The organism is Stutzerimonas xanthomarina DSM 18231 (assembly GCF_900129835.1).
Lineage (GTDB): Bacteria > Pseudomonadota > Gammaproteobacteria > Pseudomonadales > Pseudomonadaceae > Stutzerimonas > Stutzerimonas xanthomarina.
Genome location: NZ_FQXA01000001.1, coordinates 242,333 through 262,207 on the forward strand (window position 1 = coordinate 242,333; position 19,875 = coordinate 262,207).

Sequence of the window (19,875 nt, forward strand, 5' to 3'; positions counted from 1 at the left end):
CATTCAAATAAAGCTAAAGACGCGCCAGCGGCGCGTCCACCAATGCTACCGAAAGCCCGGAACGAACGGCTTAAAAGCCCCCCGAGCTTTATTGCAAAGTGTGTTGATCGAAAAACTGTTCCGCCTCAAGGCCCGCGCGACTGATCAGACGATGCAGTTCGACACGCTGCAGGCGTACATCAAGCAAACTGACGCCCTCGTCGTCATGGGTCTCGGACTGCACGGCGCCAAGGTCAAATAACTGCGCACGCATGCGTCCAAGCTGTTGCGGCAATCGAAGCGTCCCGACAAAGAGATCGTTACCGAGCAGCTCGGCAATGGCCTGCTTCAGCAGATCCAGCCCCAACCCTTGCTGCGCCGAAACCCAAACCCGCTGCGGCACGCCATCAGCATCGCGCTGGATCTGCGGCTCGATGCCTTCAAGCAGATCCACCTTGTTGTAAACCTCCAGTATCGGCAACTCATGCGCGCCGATCTCGGTCAACACCGCCAATACCTGTTCAATCTGCTCATCGCGCTCAGGCTCGTGAGCATCGATGACATGCAGCAGCAGATCAGCGTTGCTCGATTCTTCGAGCGTCGCCCGGAACGACTCGACCAGCTTGTGCGGCAAATGACGGATGAAGCCCACCGTATCAGCAATCACTACCGGCCCCAGGTCATCCAGATCCAGACGACGCAGGGTGGGGTCAAGCGTAGCGAAAAGCTGGTTCGCAGCGTAAACCTCTGATTCGGTCAAAGCATTGAACAGCGTGGACTTGCCAGCGTTGGTATAACCCACCAGGGATATAAGCGGAATATCAGCACGTCGACGGCCTCGGCGGGCCTGCTCACGCTGACTACGAACCTTTTCCAGCCGCTGCTTGATCTGACGGATGCGCACACGCAGCAAGCGCCTGTCGGTTTCAAGCTGTGTCTCGCCCGGACCGCGCAGACCAATACCACCCTTCTGCCGTTCAAGGTGAGTCCAGCCGCGCACCAACCGCGTACTCATGTGATCCAACTGAGCCAGCTCAACCTGCAACTTACCTTCGTGCGTACGCGCGCGCTGGGCGAAGATATCCAGGATCAGCCCGGTCCGATCAAGCACACGGCATTCGAGCGCTCGCTCGAGGTTGCGCTCCTGGCTGGGCGTCAGCGTGTGATTGAAAATGACCAGCTCGACCTCGCCATCCCTGACAAGGTCATGCAGCTCTTCGACTTTGCCGCTGCCGATCAGAAACTTGGCGGAAGGTTGATGCCTGGCAACCGTGACAAAGCCAACTGTTTCAGCGCCAGCTGACCGCGCCAGCTCCCGAAACTCTTGTGGGTCTTCACGCGCCGCTGGATCCTGAGCATCCAGATGAACCAGGATTGCCCGCTCACCACCACCGGGACGTTCGAAGAACAATGAAGGCTCCCTTTATTCGTTACCCGACTCGGACTGCTCAGCATCGCCAGCAGCAGGCAAACGCACTGGACGGCCAGGAACGACAGTCGAGATGGCATGCTTGTAAACCATCTGACTAACCGTGTTTTTCAACAGAATGACGAATTGGTCGAATGACTCGATCTGCCCCTGAAGCTTGATACCGTTGACCAAATAGATCGAAACCGGAACGCGCTCCTTACGCAGGGTGTTCAGGTAAGGGTCTTGTAGCGAATGCCCTTTTGACATGTGCCGCACTCCTTAAAGGATCTTTTCATTAATTATTTGAAATCAAACACGGCCGATCAGTGATTGAGAATAGCCGGTCAAATAGCGATGTCAGCTCAATATGGTGAGCCTATCCAAGTATTTCAATGCTCGCGGCAGATTGTCACAGGCTGAACTGTCCAACCAGTGAGCCCCCTCCCATCCCCTCAACCAGGTCAATTGACGTTTGGCCAGTTGTCGGGTAGCGATTACTCCACGCTCAACCATTTCCTGCGCAGAATACTCACCGTCCAAATAACGCCAGACCTGGCGATAACCAACCGCTCGCATGGACGGCAGCTCGGCATGTAGACCTGAACGTCTGCGAAGGGATTCGACCTCTGCGACAAAACCCTGTTCAACCATCTGAACGAAACGCCGCTCGATACGCTGGTGCAAGATATGCCGTTGCGCAGGTGCTACGCACAACTGCGCGACAGTATAAGGCAAGACGCCGCCGTCTGGCGTGCCGGCTCCGGCTTTTTGAACAGTTTGCCGAGCGCGATGCTCGGTCATGCTGATCCCGCTGACCCGGTAGACCTCCAGCGCCCTGATCAGACGCTGCGGATCGTTCGGATGGATCCGCGCGGCGGATACCGGATCGACCTCGCTAAGCTGACGATGCAGCGCCGCCACGCCTTCCGCCTGGACCTGCGCTTCGAGCACCGCACGCACCTCGGCATCAGCCGCCGGCATATCAGCCAGTCCTTCGAGCAGCGCCTTGAAGTACAACATGGTGCCGCCTACCAGCAGCGGAATACGCCCTGCTTCAGTGCTCTGCGCCATTGCCGCCAGGGCATCACTGACAAACTCGGCTGCCGAATAACTTTGCATCGGGTCTCTGATATCAATCAGGTGATGCGGGAAAGCGCTCAGCAGCTCGGCAGAAGGCTTGGCCGTGCCGATATTCATGTCACGGTAGACCAAGGCCGAATCGACGCTGATCAGGTCACACGGCAAGGCGTGTGCAAGCTCGATAGCCAGGTCAGTCTTGCCGGCCGCGGTCGGGCCCATGAGAAAGATGGCGGGAGGTAGTCGGGGCATCGGATGCTCGAAGAAATGTGTCGCGGACAGTGGCTGAACCCGGCGTACCGGGCAGACCAGTTATCGCCCTCGGAGGAACAGCTTATCCAAGTCGCCCATGCCCAGCTGGGTCCAGGTCGGACGACCGTGATTGCACTGACCACTACGCTCGGTCTGCTCCATGTCACGCAATAGGCCATTCATCTCCGGAACGGTAAGACGTCGATTCGCACGTACTGCACCGTGACATGCCATGGTGCCAAGCAGCTCGTTGAGGTGCGCCTGAATACGGTCGCTGGTGCCGTATTCAAGCAGGTCGGCCAGTACGTCCTGCACCAGCCGGGTCGCCTCGGCCTGCTTGAGCAGCGATGGAATCTGGCGGATCGCCAAGCTCTCGGGGCCAAGTCGCTGCAACTCGAAGCCAAGCTTCTGGAACCACTGCACATGTTCTTCAGCGCAATCGGCTTCGCGCTGGCTGACGGCGATCGACTCGGGAACCAGCAGCGGCTGGCCGCGCAGCCCTTCGCTGGCCATCGCGGTCTTCAGACGCTCGTACATGATCCGTTCATGCGCGGCGTGCATGTCCACCAGCACAAGCCCCTGAGCATTCTCAGCGAGGATATAGATGCCCTTGAGCTGAGCCAGCGCATAGCCAAGCGGCGGCACATCGTCCTGGCTTTCCGGCAAGGCTGCGGAACTCGACTCAGCCAGTGGCGAGAAGAACTCCCGGTAGGCGCCCTGCGCTTCTGCGAGATTGCCTGTGGGCATCGGTCGAGGCGCCTGATAACCCGCGCCGGCACCGCGCCAGGCAGGCTGCGCTGATTGCTGCTGTTCCAGCACATTGGCGGCAAGGCTCATTTCGTTCTGGCCGGCGAACTCTCCGGCATCACGACCAGAGACCTTGATCACCGGCGCGACGCTCGCTGGTGCTGCAAGCTGATCCTCCGGACGCACGTCACCGAGCGCACGGTGCAAGGTGCCGTACAGGAAATCATGCACCATGCGATTGTCACGAAAACGCACCTCATGCTTGGTTGGATGGACATTCACATCCACCACCGCCGGGTCCACATCGAGAAACAGCACGAAGGTCGGGTGTCGACCATTGAACAGGACGTCGCGGTACGCCTGCCGCACTGCATGAGCGACCAGTTTGTCGCGCACCATGCGGCCGTTCACATAGAAATACTGCAAATCCGCCTGACTACGAGAAAACGTTGGCAAGCCGACCCACCCCCAGAGATGCAGCCCTGCGCGTTCGATCTCGACAGGCAATGCCTGCTCGAGAAACGCCGGACCGCACACTGACGCGACGCGGCGCCCGCGAGCAGCCGGGTCATTGGCCGGATGCAGCGCAAGGACCACCTTGCCGTTGTGCCGAAGGTGAAAGGCCACATCGAACCGCGCCAGCGCCAACCGCTTGATCACTTCCTGCAGGTGATCAAATTCGGTCTTTTCGGTACGCAGAAACTTGCGCCGTGCCGGCGTATTGAAGAACAGGTCGCGAACTTCGACCGAAGTACCGACCGGATGCGCCGCTGGCTGAACGCGAGCCTCCATGTCCCGCCCTTCGGTTTCGACCTGCCAGGCTTCAGTTGCCTCGGCCGTACGCGAAGTCAAGGTCAACCGCGAAACCGAACTGATCGATGCCAGAGCCTCACCGCGAAAACCCAGGCTCATCACGCGTTCAAGGTCTTCCAGATCACGGATCTTGCTGGTCGCATGGCGAGCCAGGGCCAGCGGCAAGTCATCGGCTGGAATACCGCACCCGTCGTCACGTACCCGCAGCAGCTTGATGCCACCTTGTTCGACGTCCACCTCGATTCGGGTCGCCCCTGAATCGAGACTGTTCTCCAGCAGCTCCTTGATCACCGAAGCGGGCCGCTCAACCACCTCGCCGGCGGCAATCTGGTTCGCCAGCCGCGGACTGAGCAGCTGGATGCGCGCGGCCTCGATCATGGCTGCGAGGCCAGGGTGGTTGCAGGAATATTCAGCGTTTGGCCAACCTTGATCACGTCGCTTTTCAAGCTATTGGCACTGCGCAAGGCCGGCAGACTGATCTGATAGCGCTGAGCAAGCAGCGCCAGGCTTTCGCCAGACCGGACCACATGCTCGCGAGCCACGCTGGCGATCTTGCCGGAGTCGCGCATCCAGGCAACGTAGGTGCCGGGCGGAGGATTTTCATGGAAGAACTGTCGCACACCGCTGTGGATGGAGCGCGCCAGTGCTTGCTGATGGGCAGAGGTTTGCAGCTTTCGCGCCTCGGACGGATTGGAGATGAACCCGGTTTCCACCAGGATCGATGGGATGTCCGGTGACTTGAGCACCATGAACCCGGCCTGTTCCACACGGCGTTTGTGCAACGGCGTGATGCGCCCCATGTTGCTCAGCACTTTCTGCCCGACGTTGAGACTGGAAGACAACGAGGCAGTCATCGACAGATCCAGCAGTACGCCGGCTAGCATCTGGTCCTTATCGCCGAGACTGACATTACCGGCACCACCAATCAGGTCTGATCGGTTTTCACTGTCTGCCAGCCAACGTGCAGTTTCCGAGGTCGCGCCGCGATCCGACAAGGCAAATACCGAAGCGCCATAGGCCGACGACCGCGGCGCCGCATCCGCATGGATGGACACGAACAGGTCAGCGCCCTTCTTGCGGGCAATCTCGGTGCGTTTACGCAAGGGGATGAAGTAATCGCCGGTGCGCACCAGTTCGGCGCGAAAGCCCTTTTCAGCATTCACCTGACGCTGCAGCTCCTTGGCCAGAGCCAGCACCACGGTTTTCTCATACACCTTGCCAGGACCGATGGCACCGGGATCTTCTCCGCCGTGCCCAGCATCGATCGCAACGACGATGTCACGCTTGCTGCTTGGCAGCGGCGGCAGCTTGATTGCCGGCAGGGTTGGCGATACGGGCGCAGTCGGCGTACTCGGTGTGGCGGTCGCCGGAACGTTGGCAGTGGACGCCGCTGCCGCATCGGCAGCGTCGTCATACAGATCGACCACCAACCGATGGCCGTATTGCTGATTCGGCGTGAGCGTGAAGCTTTTGGGCGAAACCTCGGCGCTCAGGTCGATGACCACCCGCAAGGTATCGGTATCGTATTTCGCCGCGCGCAGCCCGGAAATGGGCGTGTTCTGCAGCGGCAGCTGATCGAATGGCTTGGGCAGGTTGCCGCCGTCGACGTCGATGACGATGCGATCCGGCGCCGTCAGGGTGAACACCTTGTGCTGGACCGGGCCGGACAGGTCAAAGACCAGCCGCGTGTTGTCCGGCGCTCGCCACAGACGCACGCTCTGGACGTCGGAAGCCGCCAGGACCTGCATGGCCGCGAGCATCAATGCCAAACCACTAACCAGCGCGCGCATGCGCATACCCAACCCCATGATGTTCATTGATTGCCGACGGTCAGGATGGAACACCAGCCTTTACCGCGCTCGCCTCGTGGCGTCAGGCACAGCATACGACCGGCCCCGTGCGGCGTAATGGTAATGTCCAGGTCAGCCTTTGGCAAAATGCCGGCGCCACGTTCCGGCCACTCTACCAGGCACAAGGCATCCCCTTCGAAATAGTCGCGAATGCCAAGAAATTCCAGTTCTTCCGGGTCAATCAGACGGTACAGGTCGAAATGGAACACTCGGGCAGCCGGGGTTTCATAGGGTTCGACCAGGGTAAAGGTCGGGCTTTTCACCTTTCCCTCGTGCCCCAGCCCACGGATCAGCCCACGCGACAGCGTGGTCTTGCCTGCGCCGAGATCACCGTGCAGGTAGATCACGCCGCGACCGCCGGTCGCCTGGGCAATACGCGCGCCCAGTGAAAGCATGGCGTCTTCGTCGGCTGCCAACAGCGTTACGTCAGACATGGCGAATGCTCCTCGAGCAACTGGCGGACCATAGGAATCAGATCGGCGGCAACCAGCCCGCGCCCCTCGGCACCAAGACGCTCGCCCGCTACCGCGTGCAACCAGACCGCAAGGCAGGCCGCTTCGAAAGGCGCCAGCCCCTGCGCCATCAATGCGCCAGCCACACCTGCCAACACATCGCCGAGGCCCGCACTGGCCATGGCCGGGTGTCCGCGATCACACAGCGCCAGTCGGCCGCTGTGATCGGCAATCAGAGTTCCGGCGCCCTTGAGCAACACCGCACAACCGAAGCGAGCAGCCAGCGCGCGAGCGGCGGCGGGTCGATCGGCCTGCACAGCGGTGACGGGAATATCCAGCAGCCGCGCAGCCTCTCCGGGATGCGGTGTGAGCAGACAATCATTTGGTAACTCAACCGCACCTGCTGCCAGCAGATTCAGTGCATCGGCATCCCACACCTGCGGGATTCGACATTGTGGCGCCAGCGACAGCATGCTGCGCCCCCACGGCGCTTGCCCGAGACCTGGCCCAATGACCAGCACATCGGCGCGTTGGGTCAGCGCCGTCAATGCATAGGTGGACTCGACGCCGCTGCACATGATTTCCGGCCGCCGCACCAGCGACGCAGTGACATGCTCCGGACGCGTCGCCAGGGTCACCATGCCAGCACCGCAGCGCAGCGCAGCTTCGGCACTGAGCAACGCCGCGCCGCCGGTGCCGAGATCGCCACCGATGACCAGCACCTGACCAAAGCTTCCTTTATGAGCGATCGGTGAGCGGGGGGCGAGAACCGGTAGGTTCGCCTCGCATAAGCGAAGAGCTGATGGCTTGATTTGAGCGACAACCTCCGCATCGGCTTGCAGGTCATCGAATACCAGCGTTCCGATTCGATCCGGTCCCTGCCCAGTAAACAGACCGAGTTTGAGGCCGATAAAGGTCACGGTCAGCTCTGCCCGTACAACCTCTCCGAGCAAACGCCCTGTGTCGGCGCACAATCCTGACGGCAAATCGACCGCGAGGATCGGTTGCGCGCTGTCATTCATCGTACGTATGGCGCTGGCATAGGGCTCGCGAACCTCACCAGTGATACCGGTGCCAAGCAGCGCATCGACCACCACACCGCGCAGCTCGGTGCCGGCCGACCAGGGCGAGACCCGGACGCCGGCGGCCTGTGCTTCGTTGAAGGCACTGGCAGCATCGCCCTGCAACTGCTGCGGATTACCCACGGCAATGACCTCAACCCGACGACCGGCACGTTGCGCCAGCGCAGCGATCAAATAGCCGTCACCGGCATTATTGCCCCGCCCGGCCAGCACGGTGATCTCATCAGCGTCAGGCCAGCGTCGTCGCAAGGCACGCCAGGCCGAATGCGCGGCGCGCTGCATCAGTGCGAAACCAGGCGTCCCGGCCGCGATCAACCGAGCGTCGAGTTCACACACCTGAGCGGCCGAATAAAGCGGGATGGGAAGTGTATCGGTGGTCTGGGACATGAATCACCCGAGCGAATATCTGGCAGAATTATACGCATGCGTCGCCCGGGCCGCCCGCGGCGCATCGGTGGCTGATCGATCTGTCTTCCGGCCACACGAACCCGCTCACCAAAGCAGCGCAACGCTCAACGACCCGAAACCATGTCCAACAGCACCCTCGACCCAACTGCTCTTGCCAACTCCATCAAGGAGTGGGGCCGCGAGCTCGGCTTTCAGCAGATCGGCATCACCGATGTCGATCTCGGCGAGCACGAGGCGCACCTCGAACGCTGGTTGGCGGCTGGCTATCACGGTGAGATGGACTATATGGCTGCCCACGGCAGCAAACGTTCCCACCCGGAGCAGCTGGTGCCCGGCACGCTGCGTGTCGTGTCGCTGCGCATGGATTACCTGCCGGGCGACACGCGCATGGCTCAGCAATTGGCGCACCCGGAAAAGGCCTACGTGTCCCGCTACGCACTGGGCCGTGATTATCACAAGCTGATCCGCAAACGCCTGCAACAGCTCGCCGAGCGCATTCAGCAGGTGGTCGGTCCTTTCGGTTTCCGCGCATTCGTCGACAGCGCACCGGTGCTGGAGAAAGCCGTGGCGGAGCAGGCCGGCCTCGGCTGGATCGGTAAGAACACGCTGGTGCTCAACCGCAAGGCTGGCAGCTGGTTCTTCCTCGGCGAGCTCTTTGTGGACATCGCCCTGCCAGTCGACGAGCCGACTGCGCGTGACCATTGCGGCAGTTGCCACGCCTGCCTGGACATCTGCCCGACTGAAGCTTTCGTCGGCGAACGGGTGCTGGATGCGCGACGCTGCATTTCCTACCTGACCATCGAGCTGAAAGGCCCGATCCCCGTCGAGCTTCGCTCCAAGATCGGTAACCGCGTGTTCGGCTGCGATGACTGCCAGATCGTCTGCCCCTGGAATCGTTTCGCCAAGCCGACCGGACAGACCGACTTCCAGCCGCGTCACAGCCTGGACAACGCCGAACTGGCGGCGCTGTTCCGCTGGACCGAAGACGAATTTCTCAGCCGTACCGAAGGCTCGCCGCTACGCCGGACCGGTTATCAGAACTGGCTGCGTAACCTGGCCGTCGGACTTGGCAACGCACCCTCAAGCATTCCTGTGCTCGAAGCACTGCAGGCGCGCCGTGACGATCCATCGGAGCTGGTGCGCGAGCATGTCCAATGGGCTTTGGTGCAGCATGAAAGACGGTCTTCGTCTGTCTCAAATAGCGGGGGCTAATGGCGCGTCGGCTATGCCGAGGCGCTGATTGAGGCAGTACTCAAGCTGAGTAACTCTTCACCTTCCAGTGTCTCCTGCTGCAACAGCCTGCTAGCGCTGCGCTCGAGCAGCTCCCGTCGTGCCTCAAGCAGCGCCAGGCTGCGCTGAAATGCTGACTGAACAAGCTCCTGCACCTCCTCATCAATCGCCGTGGCGGTACTTTCCGAGTAATCATGCTGCGGCTTGAGGCCGAGCATCGCTTCGTTGCCCAAAAAGGAATTGGGCTCGCGCTCCAATGCCATATGGCCGAGGCGCCGGGACATGCCGTAGCGGGTGACCATGGCCCGGGCAATATCGGTGACCTTGGCCAGATCGTCCGCCGCACCGGTGGACAGGTGGGCAAACACCAGCCACTCCGCGGCGCGGCCTCCGAGCAGTACCGCCATCTTGTTTTCCAACTCTTCGCGGGTCATCAGGAACCGATCTTCGATGGGTCGCTGAATGGTATAGCCCAGCGCGCCCATGCCACGGGGAATGATCGATACCTTGTGTACCGGGTCGACACCCGGCAGCGCCATGGCGACCAGCGCGTGGCCCATTTCGTGATAGGCGACAATTTCGCGCTCACGTGGGTTGAGCAGCCGATTGCGCTTCTCCAGGCCGGCGACGATGCGCTCGATGGCGGCGGTAAAGTCTTCCATGCCCACCGCCTCGGCGTGACGCCGGGTCGCCAGTAGCGTCGCCTCGTTGACCAGATTGGCCAGGTCGGCACCGGTGAATCCTGGCGTCAACGCAGCGATGGCCTGGGGATCGACTCCGGCGTCCAGCCTGGCTTTTTTCAGGTGCACGTTGAGGATCTGTACCCGCCCGACTTTGTCCGGGCGATCGACCAGCACCTGACGGTCGAACCGGCCTGCGCGGAGCAATGCCGGGTCGAGAATCTCCGGCCGGTTGGTGGCGGCCAGCAAGACCAGTCCGCTGGACGTATCGAAGCCGTCCATCTCGACCAGCAATTGGTTGAGCGTCTGCTCCTTCTCGTCGTGCCCGCCGGACAGCGGTCCGGCGCCGCGGGCGCGACCCAGGGCGTCCAGTTCGTCAATGAAGATGATCGCCGGTGCCTGGGCACGGGCTTGCTCGAACAGGTCACGCACCCGCGCGGCACCGACCCCAACGAACATCTCGACAAATTCGGAGCCGGAAATGGAGAAGAACGGCACCTTCGCCTCGCCGGCCACGGCCCGTGCCAACAATGTCTTGCCGGTGCCGGGTGGGCCGACCAGCAGCACGCCCTTGGGCATGCGTCCGCCGAGACGGCCGTAAGCCTGCGGATCACGCAGGAACTCGATGATTTCCTTGAGCTCGTCCTTGGCCTCGTCGACGCCGGCCACGTCAGCGAAGCTCACCTTCATGTCGGTCTCGACGTAGACCCGCGCCTTGCTCTTGCCGATCTGCATCATGCCGCCGCCAAGGCCACCGCTCATGCGGCGCAGCAAAAACAGCCAGATGCCGAAGAATAGCGCCGCCGGAACGACCCACGACAGCAGATCGCGCACCAGCGTGCTCTCCACTCTGCCCGTGTAGCGCACCGGATATTGCTGCAGGTGTTCGGCCAACTGCGGCTCGACGCGGTTACTGACGAAGCGTCGCTGCCCGCTGGGCAACGGCTCCTTGAAGGTGCCTTCGATACGCCGCTCGGTGATCGCCAGCTCGTCGATGCGCCCGTCCTTGAGGTGCTGCTCGAACTCGCTGTAAGGGATGGTCGCGACCTCCTGCTGTGCCGTCAGCAGGTACTGGATGCCGAGAAAAACCAGGACGGCGATGAACCAGTAACTCACGTGAAACTGGGCTTGCTCTTTCACGCTTCTCTCCTAACTGCTGACAACCAAACGAATGTTCGCGGATGCCAGCAACTATGGCTCTTTACCAGCAGCCACGCTGGACATGGATCAGTAATAGCTCAATCTGGTGGCGCCTCGGACCCAATCAGAAACCGCCGCTGACACCCAACCCGATGCCCAATACCGCTGCGAGGGCGAAGGGCAACAACAGTGTGTCCAGCAATGCGCTGACGGGCAGATCGAGCGCCGCATGCCTGGGCGCCTCGGCACCAAAGCGGTCCAGCGGGCAACAGCCGCCGTTGAGGCTGTACCAGTCCAGCCGAGTGCCTGAGTAGATGATGGGTGCGCCGGGTTTAGCGGCATCCAAAGTGCGCACCGTGGCGCAGCCGGAGAGCAGGAGGATGACCAAAGCGCTAGAGCAGAATCGCATCGCTGATAGCTTCACAGACGCTCCACTCTTGTAGTTACTTCGTGGTGATGGTGTCGCTGCCCGATCCTATGCAGCCACGCTCAATCGTCACTGACGATATGGTGTTCGCCCCAACGCGGCAGCATGTCCTGCGGGATGTTCAGCAGGTTGAGAATCCGCGCCACGACGAAATCGACCAGATCGTCGATGGTCTGCGGTTGGTGATAGAAACCCGGCGAGGCCGGCAGGATGGTGGCGCCGAGGTTGGACAGCTTGAGCATGTTCTCCAGATGGATACTGGAGTACGGCGCTTCACGCGGCACCAGGATCAGCTGGCGGCGCTCTTTGAGCGCCACGTCCGCGGCGCGCTCGATCAGGTTGTTGCAAGCACCCATGGCAATTGCCGACAGGGTACCGGTCGAGCACGGCACCACCACCATGGCGGTTGGCGCGCCGGAGCCGGATGCCGGCGGCGCCATCCAGTCTTCCTTGGCGAACACGCGGATCTGCCCGACCGCGGCGCCCGTGTATTCGGAGAGAAATGCCTGCATGGCCTGTGGTTTGGCCGGCAGCACCACGTCGGTCTCGGTGGCCATCACCAGTTGCGCCGCCTTGGAAATCAGGAAGTGCACCTCGCGGTCTTCCTGGATCAGGCAGTCGAGCAGGCGCAGGCCGTACTGCGCGCCGGACGCGCCAGTCATGGCCAGGGTGATGCGTTCCGGTCCGTTCATATATATCTGTTCCCTTTGCCGCTTGGTCGTGTTCCGGTGGGCTGAAGCCCACCCTACAAACCGCGGCCCGCATGGAGCCGCAACTTCAATCGAACGTAAGCACTGTAGGGTGGGCTTCAGCCCACCAAGCGGCTTTACGCAAGCGCTTCAGCCAGCTTGACGTGCAGCCCACCAAAACCGCCATTGCTCATCACCACCACCTGCGTACCCGGTTTGGCGTCGGCTTTCACCTTGGCGATGATCGCGTCCAGCGAATCACAGACAGTCGTCTCTACCGGCGAGCCGGCGACTGTCGCGGCCAGGTCCCAGCCGAGGTTGGCCGGTGCGTACCAGATCGCCTGATCAGCCAGCGCCACCGACTCGGCCAGTCCTTCACGATGGGCACCGAGCTTCATGGAGTTGGAGCGCGGTTCGACAACCGCAATGATCGGTGTGTCACCAACGCGCTTGCGCAAGCCGTCAAGGGTGGTGGCGATGGCCGTTGGGTGATGAGCGAAGTCGTCGTAGATAGTTAGGCCGTTGACCTCGGCGACCTTTTCCATGCGCCGCTTGACGCTCAGGAATTCGCTCAGCGCCTCGGCGCCCTGCTTCGGCAGCACGCCGACATGACGCGCGGCGGCAAGCGTGGCCAGGGCATTGTTGACGTTGTGCAGGCCGGTCAGCTCCCAATCCACCACGCCCTGAACGGCGCCCTCGAAGATCACCTCGAAACGCGAGCCGTCGGCGCTGAGTAGGTTGGCCTGCCACTGGCCGCCTTCGCCAGTGGTCTGCACGGGCGTCCAGCAGCCCATGCCAATCACGCGCTTGAGCGCCGTTTCAGACTCGGGATGGATGACCAGGCCTTCACTAGGGACGGTGCGCACCAGATGGTGGAACTGCCGTTCGATGGCCGCAAGATCCGGGAAGATGTCGGCGTGGTCGAATTCGAGGTTGTTCAGGATTGCCGTGCGCGGGCGGTAATGGACAAACTTGCTGCGCTTGTCGAAGAAGGCGCTGTCGTATTCGTCGGCCTCGACCACGAAGAACGGCGTGCCGCCCAGGCGCGCCGAAATGCCGAAGTTCTGCGGCACGCCGCCGATGAGAAAACCCGGGCTCATGCCGGCGTGTTCCAGCACCCAGGCCAGCATGCTGCTGGTGGTGGTCTTGCCATGGGTGCCAGCAGCGGCCAGCACCCAGCGGCCCTGCAGCACGTGATCGGCTAGCCATTGCGGGCCGGACACATAGGGCAGGCCCTTGTTCAGCACGTACTCGACCGCCGGGTTGCCGCGCGACAGGGCATTGCCGATCACCACCAGATCAGGCGCGGGCTCCAGCTGGCTTGGCTCATAGCCTTGGGTCAGTTCGATGCCCTGGGCTTCGAGCTGGGTGCTCATCGGGGGGTAGACGTTGGCGTCGGAGCCGGTGACGCGATGCCCGAGTTCCTTGGCCAGCACCGCCAGCGATCCCATGAAGGTGCCGCAGATGCCGAGAATATGAATGTGCATGGATGACCTCTAAAAAACGCCGCGCCGGGCAATCGGATCAGGCGGCACAGCCGCGCGTGTCGGCGCCGAAAACTGCGGCGCAGATTAGCACAGCACCCGTCCGCGAGCCCCCGACACCGCACGTCGCCTGCCCTGCCGACGAACGGGCTTTGTTCTACGCTGAACTCAGCAGTCCCACACAATTACAAGTCCCGGAGACTCATCATGCGTTACGCCCATCCCGGCAGCGAAGGCGCTGTCGTTTCCTTCAAGTCCCGTTACGGCAACTTCATCAACGGCGAGTTCGTCGAGCCGGTCAACGGCCAGTACTTCACCAACCTGTCCCCGGTAAACGGCCAACCCATCGCCGAGTTTCCCCGCTCAGACGCCGCCGACATCGAAAAGGCGCTGGACGCCGCCCACGCCGCAGCCGACGCCTGGGGCAAGACTAGCGTGCAAGCGCGTTCGCTGGTCCTGCTGCAGATTGCCGATCGTATCGAGCAGAACCTAGAAATGCTCGCCATCACCGAAACCTGGGACAACGGCAAGGCGGTGCGTGAAACCCTGAACGCCGACATCCCGCTGGCCGCCGATCACTTCCGCTACTTCGCCGGCTGCATTCGCGCCCAGGAAGGCACCGCCGCCGAGATCGACGAACACACCGCCGCTTACCATTTCCACGAACCGCTGGGCGTGGTCGGGCAGATCATTCCCTGGAACTTCCCCATTCTCATGGCCGCCTGGAAGCTCGCCCCTGCGCTGGCCGCGGGCAACTGCGTCGTGCTCAAGCCCGCCGAGCAAACCCCGTTGGGCATCGCCGTGCTGATGGAGGTGATCGGTGATCTGCTGCCACCGGGCGTGCTCAATATCGTTCAAGGCTATGGCCGGGAAGCCGGCGAGGCCCTAGCCAGCAGCAAGCGCATCGCCAAGATCGCCTTCACCGGTTCCACCCCGGTGGGCTCGCACATCATGAAGCGCGCCGCCGAGAGCATCATCCCGAGCACCGTCGAGCTGGGCGGCAAGAGCCCCAATATCTACTTCGAAGACATCATGCAGGCCGAGCCGACCTTCATCGAGAAAGCCGCCGAAGGGCTGGTGCTGGGCTTCTTCAACCAGGGTGAAGTGTGCACCTGCCCGTCGCGGGCGCTGGTGCAGGAGTCGATCTACGGGCCGTTTATGGAAGCGGTGATGAAGAAGGTCTCGCAGATCAAGCGCGGCGACCCGCTGGACACCGACACCATGGTCGGCGCCCAGGCCAGCCAGCAGCAGTTCGACAAGATCATGTCCTACCTGGAAATTGCCAAGCAGGAAGGTGCCGAGGTGCTCACCGGCGGCGCGGCGGAGAAACTGGAAGGCTCGCTCGCCACCGGCTATTACATCCAGCCGACGCTGCTCAAGGGCACGAACAAGATGCGCGTATTCCAGGAGGAAATCTTTGGCCCGGTGATCGGCGTCACCACCTTCAAGGATGAAGCTGAAGCACTGGCCATCGCCAACGACACCGAGTACGGACTGGGTGCCGGCGTCTGGACCCGCGACATCAACCGCGCCTACCGCATGGGCCGGGCGATCAAAGCCGGGCGCGTCTGGACCAACTGCTACCACCTCTACCCCGCCCATGCGGCCTTTGGTGGCTACAAGAAGTCCGGCGTCGGTCGCGAGACGCACAAGATGATCCTCGACAGCTACCAGCAGACCAAGAACCTGCTGATCAGCTACGACATCAATCCATTGGGGTTCTTCTAACTTCCAATGCGCCGAAAAAGTGCCCGCCCGCGCCGCAAGGCGTCGGGCTGGTGCGGCTGTGTCTCCACCAGTGCCTTTCGCCGCCGCAATCAGCGGTCTATCGCGAGGGCACAGCGTTTGCTTTACCGCTTCTGCCGTACCCGAACCCATTGAAGGATGACCCCTATGGCTCTCGAACACAGCAGTGCGACACCCCCGACACACGCCATTGATTTCGAAGCAGTTGGCAGCACCTATTTCCAGGAACGCGAACTGAAGAAAGGCGCCGCCGGTTGGGTGCTGCTGGTGGGCCTCGGCGTGGCTTATGTCATTTCCGGCGACTACGCCGGCTGGAACTTCGGCTTAGCCCAAGGTGGTTGGGGCGGGCTGTTCATCGCCACCCTGCTGATGGCGACCATGTACCTGTGCATGTGCTTTTCGCTGGCCGAGCTGTCTTCGATGATCCCCACAGCAGGCGGCGGTTATGGCTTCGCCCGCAGCGCCTTCGGCCCATTGGGTGGTTTTCTCACCGGCACGGCGATTCTCATTGAGTACGCCATTGCGCCAGCGGCCATCGCCGTGTTCATCGGCGCCTATTGCGAGTCGTTGTTCGGCATCGGGGGCTGGGCGATCTACCTGGCCTTCTACGTCATCTTTATCAGTATCCACATCTTCGGCGTCGGCGAGGCGCTGAAGCTGATGTTCGTCATCACCGCCATCGCCGCGCTGGCGCTGGGCGTGTTCATCGTCGCGATGGTGCCGCACTTCTCCGTCGACAAGTTGCTGGATATCGCGCCGACCACAGCCGCTGGCGCAAGCAGCTTTCTGCCCTACGGCTACGTCGGCATCTGGGCGGCGATTCCCTATGCGATCTGGTTTTTCCTCGCGGTCGAAGGCGTACCGCTGGCCGCCGAAGAAACCAAGAACCCGCAGCGCGACATGCCGCGCGGGCTGATCGGCGCCATGCTGATTCTGGCCGCCTTCGCCGGGCTGATCCTGCTGGTCGGCCCCGGTGGCGCCGGTTCCAGCACCATGGTCGAATCGGGCAACCCATTGGTCGAAGCATTGACCACCGCCTACGGCTCCTCGACCTGGATGAGTGGCTTCGTCAATCTGGTGGGCCTGGCCGGGCTGATCGCCAGCTTCTTCTCGATCATCTACGCCTATTCGCGGCAGATCTTCGCACTGTCGCGAGCCGGCTACCTACCACGCAAGCTGTCGCTGACCAACAAGAACAAGGCGCCCGTGCTGGCGCTGGTGGTGCCGGGCATCATCGGCTTCGTGCTGTCTCTAACCGGTCAGGGCGACTTATTGATTCTGGTGGCGGTGTTCGGCGCAACCATCTCCTACGTGCTGATGATGGCTTCACACATCGCCCTGCGCCTGCGCCGGCCGGATATGCACCGTCCGTACAAGACGCCCGGCGGCGTGCTGACCTCAGGTGTGGCGCTGGTGCTGGCCTGCATCGCGGTGGTGGCGGGCTTCCTGGTCGACCCACGGGTGGTCATCGCAGCAGTGGTGATCTACGGGATCTTCATCGCCTACTTCGCCTTCTACAGCCGGCACCACCTGGTCGCCGGCACGCCGGAAGAAGAGTTCGCGGCGATCGAGAACGCCGAAGCGACGTTGAAGTAGTTTAGTAGGGTGGGCTTTAGCCCACCGAACCGTGCACATCATCGGCGGACTGAAGCGGACCGGGTTCGCGTACGAGCTTATGTTGGAAATGAGTATGTCGACTGGGCTCGCAAATCTGCTTTCGGCGCAGTAACGCCAACGCAGGGGATATTCACGACCTGCCAATGGGAGACGAGCATGACGGGATACTCGCACAGCGTGGGCGGCACCAACTGGCGCTTCGACAGCCTGCGCGAGGTGATGGCCAAGGCCAGTCCGGCACGCTCCGGCGACTTCCTCGCAGAAGTCGCGGCCGGCAGCGATGCCGAGCGGGTCGCGGCGCAGATGTGCCTGGCGCAAATCCCGCTCAAGCGCTTTCTCGAAGAAGCGCTGATCCCTTACGAAACCGATGAGGTCACTCGCCTGATCATCGACAGCCACGACGCCGAAGCCTTCGCCCCGGTCAGCCATCTGACCGTCGGCGATTTTCGCAACTGGCTGCTCGGCGATGCTGCAGACGAGGCTGCGCTCACAGCATTGGCACCGGGCCTGACACCTGAAATGGTCGCCGCAGTATCGAAGATCATGCGTGTGCAGGACCTGATTCTGGTCGCGCAGAAAGTCCGCGTCGTCAGCCAGTTCCGCAACACCATTGGCCTGCGCGGGCGCATGTCCACGCGTCTGCAACCGAACCACCCCACGGACGAGGCCGCAGGCATTGCCGCAAGTATTGTCGACGGCCTGCTCTACGGCAACGGCGACGCGGTGATCGGCATCAACCCGGCCACCGACAGCACCAGCGGCATCTGTGAACTGTTGAAGATGCTCGACGCCATCATCCAGCGTTACGACATACCGACCCAGGGCTGCATCCTCACCCACGTCACCACTTCTATCGAGGCGATCAACCGTGGCGCGCCGCTGGACCTGGTGTTCCAGTCCATCGCCGGCACCGAAGCGGCCAACACCAGCTTCGGCATTAACCTGGCCGTACTACAGGAGGGCTACGAGGCCGGTCTGTCGCAGAAACGCGGCACCGTCGGCGATAACCTGATGTACTTCGAAACTGGCCAGGGCTCGGCCTTGTCGGCCAATGCACACCATGGCGTCGATCAGCAGACCTGCGAGGCGCGCGCCTATGCCGTGGCGCGGAAATTCAAGCCGCTGCTAGTCAATACCGTGGTCGGCTTCATCGGTCCGGAATACCTCTACAACGGCAAGCAGATCATTCGCGCCGGGCTAGAGGATCACTTCTGCGCCAAGCTGCTCGGCGTGCCCATGGGCTGCGATATCTGCTACACCAACCATGCCGAAGCCGATCAGGACGACATGGATGTACTGCTGACCCTGCTTGGCACCGCCGGCATCAACTTCATCATGGGCATTCCGGGCTCGGACGACGTGATGCTCAACTACCAGACCACCTCCTTCCACGACGCCCTTTATCTGCGTCAGAGCCTGGGGCTCCGGCCGGCACCGGAGTTCGAAGAATGGCTGGCAAAGATGGACATCCTGCGACAGGACGGCGGCCACCTGCAGCTCGGCCGCAACCTGCCCGAGCCGTTTCGCCGGGCGCTGGAGAAAATCGCATGAGGCACCCGCGCACATTTAACAGCAGCCTCAACCGCAAATGGGCCGTCAACCCACACCACCCCCGTGGGAGCGGTCTCGACCGCGAATGGTCCGTACACAGCTTCGCGGCCAAGGCCGCTCCCACGAAAAGCCCAACCCCAGCGGCGCGCACATCAGCCCGAAGCCCAACCCGAGCACCAGCACCAGCACCAGCACCGGCCGCTTCGACCCAACGGAAAATCTCACTCGAATCCGATGAAGACGCCGCAACCAGTCACCCACACCGCCCCGTCGGATCAACCGCACTCGCAAACGGGCCGCGCGCCCACACCGTCCCGTGGGAGCGGTCTCGACCGCGAATGGCTCTCTCCCAGTTTCGCGGCCAAGGCCGCTCCCGCAGAACCCAGCACCTTGACGGTAGGTAGCGAGATGAACCATATCCCCAATCCGTGGAGGCAGCTGCGCCAGCTCACCCCGGCACGCATCGCTTTGGGTCGTGCGGGCGCCAGTCTGCCCACTGATGCCCAGCTGGATTTTCAGTTCGCCCATGCGCAGGCGCGCGACGCTGTGCATTTGGCGCTCGACACGCATGACCTGGCTTTGCAGCTGGAGCAACGCGGCCACCGAGTCATGCAACTTCACAGCGCCGCCCCGGATCGCAACACCTACCTGCAGCGTCCCGACCTGGGCCGCCGGCTGGACGAAGCCTCGGCAGAGTTGCTGGACAACCACGCGCAGCAGCACGAAGCGGGCTACGACCTGGCCATCGTCATCGCCGATGGCCTGTCAGCGCTCGCCGTACAGCGCCACGCCCTGCCCCTGCTGCAGCGAATCGAGGAGCAGATCGCGAAAGACGGTTGGAGCCTCGCGCCGATCAGCCTGGTGCAGCAAAGCCGCGTCGCGCTCGGCGATGAAGTGGGTGAACGGCTGAAGGCGAAAATGGTGGTGATGCTGCTGGGCGAGCGCCCCGGCCTGAGCTCCCCGGACAGCCTGGGCCTGTACTATACCTACGACCCCAAAGTCGGACGCACCGATGCTGACCGCAATTGCATCTCCAACATCCGCCTGGAAGGCCTGAGCTACAACCTCGCCGCCCACCGGCTGATTCATTTGATGCGTGAAGCCTGCCGCCGACAGCTCTCTGGCGTTAACCTCAAGGACGAAGCGGAAATGCTCAGCCTCGATGGCGACTCGCCGAACGTCGGCAACTTCCTGCTGGGTTGATCAGAGCGATCCGGCAGAACCCGACACTGCCAGGCTC

General features: G+C 62.2%; 16 protein-coding genes. 5 read left to right on the plus strand and 11 right to left on the minus strand.

Features of this window, described 5'->3' with window-relative positions; genetic code table 11:
• Positions 1 to 88: 88 nt before the first annotated feature.
• From hflX to BUE09_RS01155, 7 genes are all read right to left on the minus strand, one after another.
• Positions 89 to 1,390, minus strand: a complete 1,302-nt coding sequence (gene hflX, locus BUE09_RS01125; protein ID WP_073298887.1) for a ribosome rescue GTPase HflX — start codon at positions 1,388 to 1,390, stop codon at positions 89 to 91.
• 12 nt (positions 1,391 to 1,402) lie between these two features.
• A complete protein-coding gene (gene hfq / locus BUE09_RS01130) occupies positions 1,403 to 1,657 on the minus strand; it encodes an RNA chaperone Hfq (protein ID WP_019340119.1) in 255 nt (84 codons plus the stop codon).
• A gap of 90 nt (positions 1,658 to 1,747) precedes the next feature.
• A complete protein-coding gene (gene miaA, locus BUE09_RS01135; RefSeq protein ID WP_073298888.1) occupies positions 1,748 to 2,719 on the minus strand; it encodes a tRNA (adenosine(37)-N6)-dimethylallyltransferase MiaA in 972 nt (323 codons plus the stop codon).
• Positions 2,720 to 2,779: 60 nt separating this feature from the next.
• Positions 2,780 to 4,657 carry a DNA mismatch repair endonuclease MutL gene (gene mutL, locus BUE09_RS01140; RefSeq protein WP_073298889.1) on the minus strand — a complete coding sequence of 626 codons (1,878 nt, stop codon included), beginning with the start codon at positions 4,655 to 4,657 and terminating at the stop codon, positions 2,780 to 2,782.
• Positions 4,654 to 6,075, minus strand: a complete 1,422-nt coding sequence (locus BUE09_RS01145; protein WP_073299457.1) for an N-acetylmuramoyl-L-alanine amidase — start codon at positions 6,073 to 6,075, stop codon at positions 4,654 to 4,656. Before BUE09_RS01145 ends, mutL begins: the two co-directional genes overlap by 4 nt.
• Positions 6,076 to 6,092: 17 nt before the next feature.
• Positions 6,093 to 6,563, minus strand: coding sequence for a tRNA (adenosine(37)-N6)-threonylcarbamoyltransferase complex ATPase subunit type 1 TsaE (tsaE, locus tag BUE09_RS01150; protein WP_073298890.1), 471 nt, complete (start codon positions 6,561 to 6,563; stop codon positions 6,093 to 6,095).
• Entirely contained in the window at positions 6,551 to 8,050 is a 1,500-nt protein-coding gene (locus BUE09_RS01155; RefSeq protein ID WP_073298891.1) for a bifunctional ADP-dependent NAD(P)H-hydrate dehydratase/NAD(P)H-hydrate epimerase, read from the minus strand. The genes tsaE and BUE09_RS01155 overlap by 13 nt, the downstream gene beginning before the upstream one ends.
• Before the next feature lie 141 nt (positions 8,051 to 8,191).
• Here BUE09_RS01155 and queG point away from each other — a divergent pair, with 141 nt between their 5' ends.
• On the plus strand, positions 8,192 to 9,283 hold the full coding sequence (gene queG, locus BUE09_RS01160) for a tRNA epoxyqueuosine(34) reductase QueG (protein ID WP_073298892.1): 1,092 nt from the start codon (positions 8,192 to 8,194) through the stop codon (positions 9,281 to 9,283).
• An 11-nt stretch (positions 9,284 to 9,294) separates the two neighbouring features.
• Here the strand turns inward: queG and ftsH are convergent, their stop codons facing one another.
• The 4 genes from ftsH to mpl all read right to left on the minus strand — a co-directional run bounded on the left by ftsH (position 9,295) and on the right by mpl (position 13,724).
• Complete coding sequence (ftsH, locus tag BUE09_RS01165) at positions 9,295 to 11,121, minus strand: ATP-dependent zinc metalloprotease FtsH (protein WP_073298893.1); 1,827 nt, start codon at positions 11,119 to 11,121, stop codon at positions 9,295 to 9,297.
• A 124-nt stretch (positions 11,122 to 11,245) separates the two neighbouring features.
• Positions 11,246 to 11,530, minus strand: a complete 285-nt coding sequence (locus BUE09_RS01170) for a YceK/YidQ family lipoprotein (RefSeq protein WP_073298894.1) — start codon at positions 11,528 to 11,530, stop codon at positions 11,246 to 11,248.
• Positions 11,531 to 11,610: 80 nt separating this feature from the next.
• Complete coding sequence (gene ubiX / locus BUE09_RS01175) at positions 11,611 to 12,240, minus strand: flavin prenyltransferase UbiX (protein WP_073298895.1); 630 nt, start codon at positions 12,238 to 12,240, stop codon at positions 11,611 to 11,613.
• Between the two features lie 134 nt (positions 12,241 to 12,374).
• Positions 12,375 to 13,724 (minus strand): UDP-N-acetylmuramate:L-alanyl-gamma-D-glutamyl-meso-diaminopimelate ligase, encoded by a 1,350-nt coding sequence (mpl, locus tag BUE09_RS01180; RefSeq protein WP_073298896.1) that lies wholly within the window; start codon positions 13,722 to 13,724, stop codon positions 12,375 to 12,377.
• A gap of 204 nt (positions 13,725 to 13,928) precedes the next feature.
• On the opposite strand from mpl, the gene exaC reads away from it, so the two are divergent.
• The 4 genes from exaC (at position 13,929) to eutC (ending at position 19,838) form a co-directional block, all read left to right on the plus strand.
• Positions 13,929 to 15,449: an acetaldehyde dehydrogenase ExaC gene (gene exaC, locus BUE09_RS01185; protein WP_073298897.1), complete on the plus strand. Its 1,521-nt coding sequence runs from the start codon at positions 13,929 to 13,931 to the stop codon at positions 15,447 to 15,449.
• Positions 15,450 to 15,614: 165 nt separating this feature from the next.
• Positions 15,615 to 17,063 carry an ethanolamine permease gene (eat, locus tag BUE09_RS01190; protein ID WP_073298898.1) on the plus strand — a complete coding sequence of 483 codons (1,449 nt, stop codon included), beginning with the start codon at positions 15,615 to 15,617 and terminating at the stop codon, positions 17,061 to 17,063.
• Between the two features lie 177 nt (positions 17,064 to 17,240).
• Positions 17,241 to 18,635: an ethanolamine ammonia-lyase subunit EutB gene (locus BUE09_RS01195; RefSeq protein WP_073298899.1), complete on the plus strand. Its 1,395-nt coding sequence runs from the start codon at positions 17,241 to 17,243 to the stop codon at positions 18,633 to 18,635.
• 408 nt (positions 18,636 to 19,043) lie between these two features.
• The gene (eutC, locus tag BUE09_RS01200) at positions 19,044 to 19,838 is read left to right on the plus strand and encodes an ethanolamine ammonia-lyase subunit EutC (protein ID WP_073298900.1); all 795 of its coding nucleotides are present in this window, start codon (positions 19,044 to 19,046) and stop codon (positions 19,836 to 19,838) included.
• Positions 19,839 to 19,875: the final 37 nt, after the last annotated feature.

Coding starts and splice junctions, on each gene's coding strand:
- mpl (WP_073298896.1), bottom strand. CDS start 13,724: ATGCACATTCATATTCTCGGCATCTGCGGCACCTTCATGGGATCGCTG.
- BUE09_RS01155 (WP_073298891.1), bottom strand. CDS start 8,050: ATGTCCCAGACCACCGATACACTTCCCATCCCGCTTTATTCGGCCGCT.
- eat (WP_073298898.1), top strand. CDS start 15,615: ATGGCTCTCGAACACAGCAGTGCGACACCCCCGACACACGCCATTGAT.
- ubiX (WP_073298895.1), bottom strand. CDS start 12,240: ATGAACGGACCGGAACGCATCACCCTGGCCATGACTGGCGCGTCCGGC.
- exaC (WP_073298897.1), top strand. CDS start 13,929: ATGCGTTACGCCCATCCCGGCAGCGAAGGCGCTGTCGTTTCCTTCAAG.
- queG (WP_073298892.1), top strand. CDS start 8,192: ATGTCCAACAGCACCCTCGACCCAACTGCTCTTGCCAACTCCATCAAG.
- miaA (WP_073298888.1), bottom strand. CDS start 2,719: ATGCCCCGACTACCTCCCGCCATCTTTCTCATGGGCCCGACCGCGGCC.
- eutC (WP_073298900.1), top strand. CDS start 19,044: ATGAACCATATCCCCAATCCGTGGAGGCAGCTGCGCCAGCTCACCCCG.
- BUE09_RS01170 (WP_073298894.1), bottom strand. CDS start 11,530: ATGCGATTCTGCTCTAGCGCTTTGGTCATCCTCCTGCTCTCCGGCTGC.
- tsaE (WP_073298890.1), bottom strand. CDS start 6,563: ATGTCTGACGTAACGCTGTTGGCAGCCGACGAAGACGCCATGCTTTCA.
- hfq (WP_019340119.1), bottom strand. CDS start 1,657: ATGTCAAAAGGGCATTCGCTACAAGACCCTTACCTGAACACCCTGCGT.
- BUE09_RS01195 (WP_073298899.1), top strand. CDS start 17,241: ATGACGGGATACTCGCACAGCGTGGGCGGCACCAACTGGCGCTTCGAC.
- BUE09_RS01145 (WP_073299457.1), bottom strand. CDS start 6,075: ATGCGCATGCGCGCGCTGGTTAGTGGTTTGGCATTGATGCTCGCGGCC.
- mutL (WP_073298889.1), bottom strand. CDS start 4,657: ATGATCGAGGCCGCGCGCATCCAGCTGCTCAGTCCGCGGCTGGCGAAC.